This window comes from Archangium violaceum Cb vi76, assembly GCF_000733295.1.
GTDB lineage: Bacteria > Myxococcota > Myxococcia > Myxococcales > Myxococcaceae > Archangium > Archangium violaceum.
On the sequence record NZ_JPMI01000129.1, the window covers coordinates 114,218 to 120,271 of the forward strand.

General features: G+C 67.7%; 7 protein-coding genes. 2 read left to right on the forward strand and 5 right to left on the reverse strand.

Annotation, left to right across the window (positions count from 1 at the left end; all coding sequences use genetic code 11):
* Positions 1 to 9: 9 nt before the first annotated feature.
* The 5 genes from Q664_RS19340 to Q664_RS56425 form a co-directional block, all read right to left on the reverse strand.
* Positions 10 to 1,635, reverse strand: a complete 1,626-nt coding sequence (locus Q664_RS19340) for an adenylate/guanylate cyclase domain-containing protein (RefSeq protein ID WP_052518370.1) — start codon at positions 1,633 to 1,635, stop codon at positions 10 to 12.
* Positions 1,632 to 2,582, reverse strand: a complete 951-nt coding sequence (locus tag Q664_RS19345) for a PLP-dependent cysteine synthase family protein (protein ID WP_043397491.1) — start codon at positions 2,580 to 2,582, stop codon at positions 1,632 to 1,634. Before Q664_RS19345 ends, Q664_RS19340 begins: the two co-directional genes overlap by 4 nt.
* Before the next feature lie 100 nt (positions 2,583 to 2,682).
* Positions 2,683 to 3,285, reverse strand: a complete 603-nt coding sequence (locus tag Q664_RS19350; RefSeq protein ID WP_043397385.1) for a hypothetical protein — start codon at positions 3,283 to 3,285, stop codon at positions 2,683 to 2,685.
* Between the two features lie 36 nt (positions 3,286 to 3,321).
* Positions 3,322 to 3,753, reverse strand: coding sequence for a hypothetical protein (locus Q664_RS54945; protein WP_235216776.1), 432 nt, complete (start codon positions 3,751 to 3,753; stop codon positions 3,322 to 3,324).
* 390 nt (positions 3,754 to 4,143) lie between these two features.
* The gene (locus Q664_RS56425; protein WP_160174448.1) at positions 4,144 to 4,752 is read right to left on the reverse strand and encodes a porin family protein; all 609 of its coding nucleotides are present in this window, start codon (positions 4,750 to 4,752) and stop codon (positions 4,144 to 4,146) included.
* Between the two features lie 97 nt (positions 4,753 to 4,849).
* On the opposite strand from Q664_RS56425, the gene Q664_RS56430 reads away from it, so the two are divergent.
* Positions 4,850 to 5,227 (forward strand): hypothetical protein, encoded by a 378-nt coding sequence (locus Q664_RS56430; protein ID WP_152622205.1) that lies wholly within the window; start codon positions 4,850 to 4,852, stop codon positions 5,225 to 5,227.
* Positions 5,228 to 5,309: 82 nt separating this feature from the next.
* Entirely contained in the window at positions 5,310 to 5,963 is a 654-nt protein-coding gene (locus Q664_RS19360) for a hypothetical protein (protein WP_043397387.1), read from the forward strand.
* Positions 5,964 to 6,054: the final 91 nt, after the last annotated feature.

Consider the following 6,054-nt stretch of genomic DNA (forward strand, 5'->3'; position numbering starts at 1 on the left):
GTCCGTGCTTCAGTCCGGCATGTGGAGCCGGTGGTGGCGCAGGGGCTTCGCCACGTTCTTCACCGGGGTCTCCGTCAGCTCGCCGTAACGCAGGGATTGGATGATGGGGTCCTGGCTCCCCTCCAGCGCCTGTTTCACCGGCTCCATCACCAGCATCTCCCGGAACCCCGCCAGCGATTGCAGCCGCGCCGTCTGGTTCATCCCCGTCGAGAAGCCCGTGTAGTCCTGGTTCGGTCCGAACAGGCCGCACAGCGTCGGCGCCAGGTTGAGTCCCACCGCCACTCCCAACCCCGGCATCCCCACCCGCTCGCAGATGGTCCGCACTTCCGGATCCGCGCTCATCGCCACCGTGGTGCGCTGGATGTCACACGCCGCCCGCACCAGGGCCTCGCACCGCTCGCGCCGGCCACTCCGGAAGAACGGCGGGCCGAAGAAGCCGATGATGCAGTCACCCACCATCTTGTCGAACACGCCCCCGTGCCTCCACAGCAGCTCCACCATCCGCGCGCTCCACCGGTCCACGAAACGGCCAATGCGCGCCGGGCTCTCCAGTTGCTCGCACAGCCGCGTGAAGCCGTTGAGGTCCGCGAAGAGGATCCCCACCTCCTCGTCCCGCCCCACCAGGTAGCGCGCCGCGTAGTCCGGTACCTGCAACAGCTCGTCGATGGTCTCCGCCGGGAAGAACTTCGACAGGTGCGTGCGCTCGCGGTTGTAGTCCACCAGCCGCTGGCTCAGCGTCGAGGCCAGCACCCGCACCAGGTCCATCGTGTGGCTGGAGAAGCCCTCCTCGCCCGACCACAGCAGGATGCGGCCCAGTTGCTTGCTCTGCAGGTGGCCCGAGATGAGCACCGCCTCCATCACCCGCGGCTGTCCCAGCGCCTGCTTGAGCCGCTCCTCACCCGGCTGGAGCAACTCGGCGCCGTGCGCACGCAGCAGCGCGTCCAGCTCCGTCGAGGGCTTGTCCCCCGAGTCGTGCTCCAGGTGCCCGTTGCGGTACACCCGGTAGTGCAGCACCGAGGGCCGCACCGCGTCCCGATACACCAGCAGGAAGCCCGGCACCCGCACCTGCTGCGCCAGTGTCAGCACCACCTGGTCCATGCCCGCCTCGAAGACGGGGTTGGACAGCAACTGGTTGAGCCGGAGGATCAGCTCCTGCTTCTCACACGCCGTGTGCACCAACAGCAGCACCGTGTCGAGCTGCTCGGCCACGGTGTCCAGCATGTGCTCCAGGTGCTGGGCGTGCTCGGGCCGCGTGTGGTCTCCCGCCAGGTACAGGCCGATGTGCCCCACCGTCTGGCCCATCACGTCCAGCGTCTGGCTCACCAGCGTGCCGTCTCCCTGGCGCCGCGTGCCATGCGGCCCGGCGAGCAGCGGACCCGGGAAGACGCCGCCGAAGTCCCCCGCGTGGAAGGTCTGCTCGGCCAGTTCCTCGTTGCGCGTGGTGACGGCGATGCCCTGCGCCCCCATCTCCTTCAGCACCGCGGGCAATATCCGCTGGAAGGTCTGCGCCAGGGACAGCTGCTCCCGGATGCACCCCTCGATGAGATCGTCCACCGCGCGATTCAGGGCGTGCAGCATGCGCAGTTCCTCGAGCCCGGCCTCGGCGGCCTCCGGCGTGGTCCGTGGGGAGTTCATGCTCTGGGTTGCAGCAGCTCGGTGGAGAAGTAGCGCTCCATGCGGTCCGGGAAGAGCGTCACCACCTGCGCCTGTGGGCCCAGCCGCTTCGCCGCCTCCACCGCCGCCGCGTAGTTGAGCCCCGACGAGGGCCCCACCGGGAAGCCCCGGCGGATGAGCGCCCGCGCGGTGCTCATCGCCACCTCGTCCGAGATGTTCAGCTCCACCAGCCCCGGCAGGTCCGCCTCGCGGTACAGCCGAGACAGGCCGTCCACCACGCCCGGCACGCGCGAGCTGAAGCTGCAGCACTCGATGTCGGTGCCCAGCCCCGAGATGGGCCGCGCCACGAAGGGAGCCACCGGGCAACCCGCCTCGGCGAAGGCCTGGTACAGCCCCACCACCGTGCCGCCCGTGCCCACGCCGCTCACCACCGCGTGCACCAGCCCGCCCGGCACCTGGGACAGAATCTCCTGCCCCGTCCACACCCGGTGCGCTTCCGCGTTGTCCGGGTTCTCGAACTGACGCGGCGCGAAGGCCTTTCGCTCCCGGGCGATCTCCTCCGCCCGAGCGATGGCGCCCCGGATGCCCGAGTCGCGCGGCACCAGCTCCACGTTGCCACCGTAGGCGCGGATGGTGAGCACGCGCTCGCCCGTGACGCCCTCGGGCATGACGGCGGTGAACTTCAGGCCCATCTGCGCCGAGGCCAGCGCCAGCGCGATGCTCGTCGAGCCGCTCGAGGCCTCCACGACCTCGCCGCCCGGGCACAGCTCGCCCAGCCGCCACGCCTTCTCCAGCATGTAGCGCGCGATGCGATCCTTGGTGGAGCCGCTCGGGTTGAGGAACTCCAGCTTGCACCAGATGGTGGGGCCCTCGACGTCGAGGCGGACGGGGACGAGTGGCGTGGGGGCGATGGCCTGGAGGAAGCGGCCATCCGCGGGCAGCGGGCGACAGGGAGGACGTGGGGTCATGGCGGAGTCCGGCAGTCCGCCCCACATATCGTGAAAATCCCCGCTCCGGGAGTCTCCCTCCGGGATGACGCGCCGCTTCTCCGCTCGACCGCTCGCCTGGTTATGGCATGGGCGGAGTGCCGCCATCCAGGGTGGATGGCACGGCAGGCTCGGGGCTCGAAGACGAAGACCCGGAACCACCGTCTTGTTGGGATGCGTCGTCAACGGTCGTGGGCACGGCCGCATCCGCGGATGCGCCTGGACGGCCTACATCGAACGCCTCCGCGCGGAGGGGCTCGGCGCCGGGCTGCCCATCGAACACGCGCCGGAGGATGCGGCCGTCCGTGTGGATGGCATACGTGGCGCCCGTATCCAACGACACGTATTGCAGTCCGCAGGACTCGAGGTCATCGTCGATACGGACGAAGACGATGTCCCCCTGCCGGATGATTCGATAACGATGCGCTTCCTGCCTCTTCCAACACGGTTGCTTCTTGCCACCGGGAGGTAGGAAGTCGTTGGCGGCGATCATGACGGCTCGAAGCACCGCTCCATCCAGCTCATACGGTTGACCACCCGCGCCCAGTTGGACGGTGGAGCGCTCGAAGAACCGTGGGAATACAATCGAGCGGTCATCCTCCACGGGGGCCGGGCGGGAGAATGGAAACCACGTGCAGCTCCCGAGGATGACGGCGAGGCCAGGTATCAGGTGTTTCGTCCTCATGGAGCACATTCCCCGCGGATCCTGTCGGGTTCTGCCCTACTTCGGCTCGAAGCGGAACCTGGTTTTATTGAGCCACGTCACGGTACCCGCGCTCTCCCGACGCCACGTGCCTCGTCCATCCGGTGTCCACCTGACCACGTCCTTGCTTCCCAATCCATACTCGAAAAAACCATCGCAATCCGTGGGACCGGGCGAAGGGGAATTGGAAAAGAATGCGACGATGCCGACGGGAATCCTTCCTTCTTTCGTTTCGACGTACTCTCCATGAATCCTCGCCACGTTGACGAGGGCGGCGATGTCCTTCTCGGAAAGATGAGTGGGGACAGCGGGATGGTTGTGGAGGACGTAGAGGTGCTTGAGGCTTCGCGGTGGATACCGCTGGTCATCCACGAACGCAGGCATCCTACAGCCTCGTTCACCCATGTTATCCGGTGGGATCGGCTCAGAACTCTCCACCAGCATGCTCATTTCGTATTTCCCGGCAGGCGTGTAGTACAGCCAGGAGCAATACTCAGTGGAGGCTCTCCAGCGCGCGCCAAAGTTCATGTCGCTCTGGTGCCCAGCAGTCGCGCGTGGTTGTGAGAGGAGCACCGGACAGGCTGCGAGCAATGCATCCCAGCGGGAGTCGAACGGCCCAACGCCGGGCATGGGGCCCGGGACGCCCGCTGGAGGATTCTCGGGATCGATCCGCAGGACTCCCGGTGGCGGTCTGCCTGGTAGACATCCCCATGCAATCCACAGCAGCAGGCATGGCCATGACTGCCGTCGCGTGATGGGGTGTCTTCTCGAGTCCGCGCCCTGCATGTCCCCGCAGGATACATGCCCCCATATTCTGATGTCGACCTGCTGAAAGCCCCCTCAGAAGTGCAGGCCGAGGCCCACGAACGGGCCGCCCATCTTGTCCCGGTGCACCACCCCATCCAGGTGCCCCCGGTCATCCAGCAGCAGCCCGCGCCAGCCCGCCCTCACCGTCATCGCCCCCATGTGCATCGCCAGGGCCGCCTGTCCATCCAGTTGCAAATGTGGCAGCGGTACCCACTGCAACCGGCCCTCCACGTCGAACGGGCCGAACAGGCACCGCTCGAATGACAGCGCCAGGCTCGGGCCGATGAAGGTGATGTCCGGCGCTCGCGCCATGGCCACGCCCGCTTCCCACCTCATCCGGCCCCGTTCACTCGCGATCGGAGAGAAAGTCAGGGCCACGTCCGCCAGATGGATGTGGTCCTTTCCCTCCGAGCCGTCGTCCGTGTTCAGCGTCAGCGCCGTGAAGTGCGTGGAGACGCCCCAGCGCCGCTCCTCGATGCCCAGGTTGAACCCCACCGCTCCGCCGTCCTTGAGCGCGTTCGCCTGCACTCCCATCCGCACCATCACCGGATGGTTCGGCTCCTCCGGCTCCTGCGTCGCTGGACGCGGGCGGTACCGGCGGTAATACGGAACATACGCCCCGGACACGGGGATCCACGCCATGCCCGGTGTGAGGATGGGCCCTCGGGGACGCGGATCCTTGCCCCCTCCATCGTCGCCGCCGGGGTCCGGTGAGCCGTCCGGGCTCCGGCTCACCGGCGTGGCATCGTGGACCCGGGACTTCCCGCCGTTGACGGCGCTGCTGCCGTGCTCGCGCGCGCGCCACCCTCCAGAGCCGCTCCCGGAAGAGCTGGAGCCCGAGGCGCGTGCGCCGCCGGACGAAGACGAGCCGGAGCCCGAGGAGCGCGAGCCTCCGGACGAGGACGAGCTCGAGGACGAGCCGCCCGACTTGCCGAAGCGCGCCTCGGCCACGGTGGTGGTGAAGAAGCACCCGGCCGCCAGCGCGGCGCACAGTGTCTGCTTGGGAGATGGCAGGGGATGCCTCCTGGGAATGCGTTTCCTCGCGGCTCCATCCAAGCACTTTTCCGACGCGTCGGGCCGCCACTTCCTGGAGGGTGATGTCTGCACGACAGGGTGAGTGTCCATGTCAGGAATCCCGCCGTGGCGAGTGTCATCCGCTGCACGGCCGTGCCCGCGCCGGGAGTGGTAGCCTCCACCCCATGCTGTTCTTCGACCTGGAGGCCTACGCCCCTCCCGATGACCGCAACGCGAGCCTGAGCTCGCTCACCGTCAATCCCGCGCGTCCGGGACATCTGCTGCTGGGCGGGTGCTTCTTCAGCAAGCGTTTCGAGGAGCCCATCCCCGACGCTCCCGAGGTGCAGGGGCTCTGGCTCTGGAACTTCGAGTCCGAGGCCGCCCTGCTCGAGGCCATCAAGGCGCGCTTCGAGGAGGAATGGCGCCGCCAGCGCGAGGAGAAGGTCCGGGTGCTCGGCAAGCCGGCGGTGGACCTCGTCGTGTGTGGCGCGGGCATCTCCAAGTTCGATCTCCCGGCGCTCTACTGCCGCTCGCTCTTCAACGAGATCGCCAGCCCGGCCGAGCTGTTCGAGGTCTTCTTCAAGTCCCGCCCCATCGACCTCGCCAACGAGGCCAGCTTCCTCTTCCCCAAGGAGTCCATCCTCTATCCCAAGACCACCCGGGAGATGGCGGGGCGTCTGGGATTGCAGGAGCGCAAGGGCTCCAGCAAGGGCGTCTGGGAGAGCTACGAGAGCCGCGACTACGGCGCCATCGAGCAGCGGACCGAGCAGGAGTTGCGGCTCGTGCTCGAAATCTACAAGCGTCTTCAGGCGAAGATCGTCCGGGCCTCCTCCCCGTGAGCCGCCAGGTGAGCGTCCACGAAGTCTTTGGACCTGGTCCGAGAGCCCGTGGATGTCCCCTCTCCCCCTGGGAGAGGGCTAGGGTGAGGGT

Coding starts and splice junctions, on each gene's coding strand:
- Q664_RS19340 (WP_052518370.1), bottom strand. CDS start 1,635: ATGAACTCCCCACGGACCACGCCGGAGGCCGCCGAGGCCGGGCTCGAG.
- Q664_RS19345 (WP_043397491.1), bottom strand. CDS start 2,582: ATGACCCCACGTCCTCCCTGTCGCCCGCTGCCCGCGGATGGCCGCTTC.
- Q664_RS19350 (WP_043397385.1), bottom strand. CDS start 3,285: ATGAGGACGAAACACCTGATACCTGGCCTCGCCGTCATCCTCGGGAGC.
- Q664_RS54945 (WP_235216776.1), bottom strand. CDS start 3,753: ATGAGCATGCTGGTGGAGAGTTCTGAGCCGATCCCACCGGATAACATG.
- Q664_RS56425 (WP_160174448.1), bottom strand. CDS start 4,752: ATGGCGTGGATCCCCGTGTCCGGGGCGTATGTTCCGTATTACCGCCGG.
- Q664_RS19360 (WP_043397387.1), top strand. CDS start 5,310: ATGCTGTTCTTCGACCTGGAGGCCTACGCCCCTCCCGATGACCGCAAC.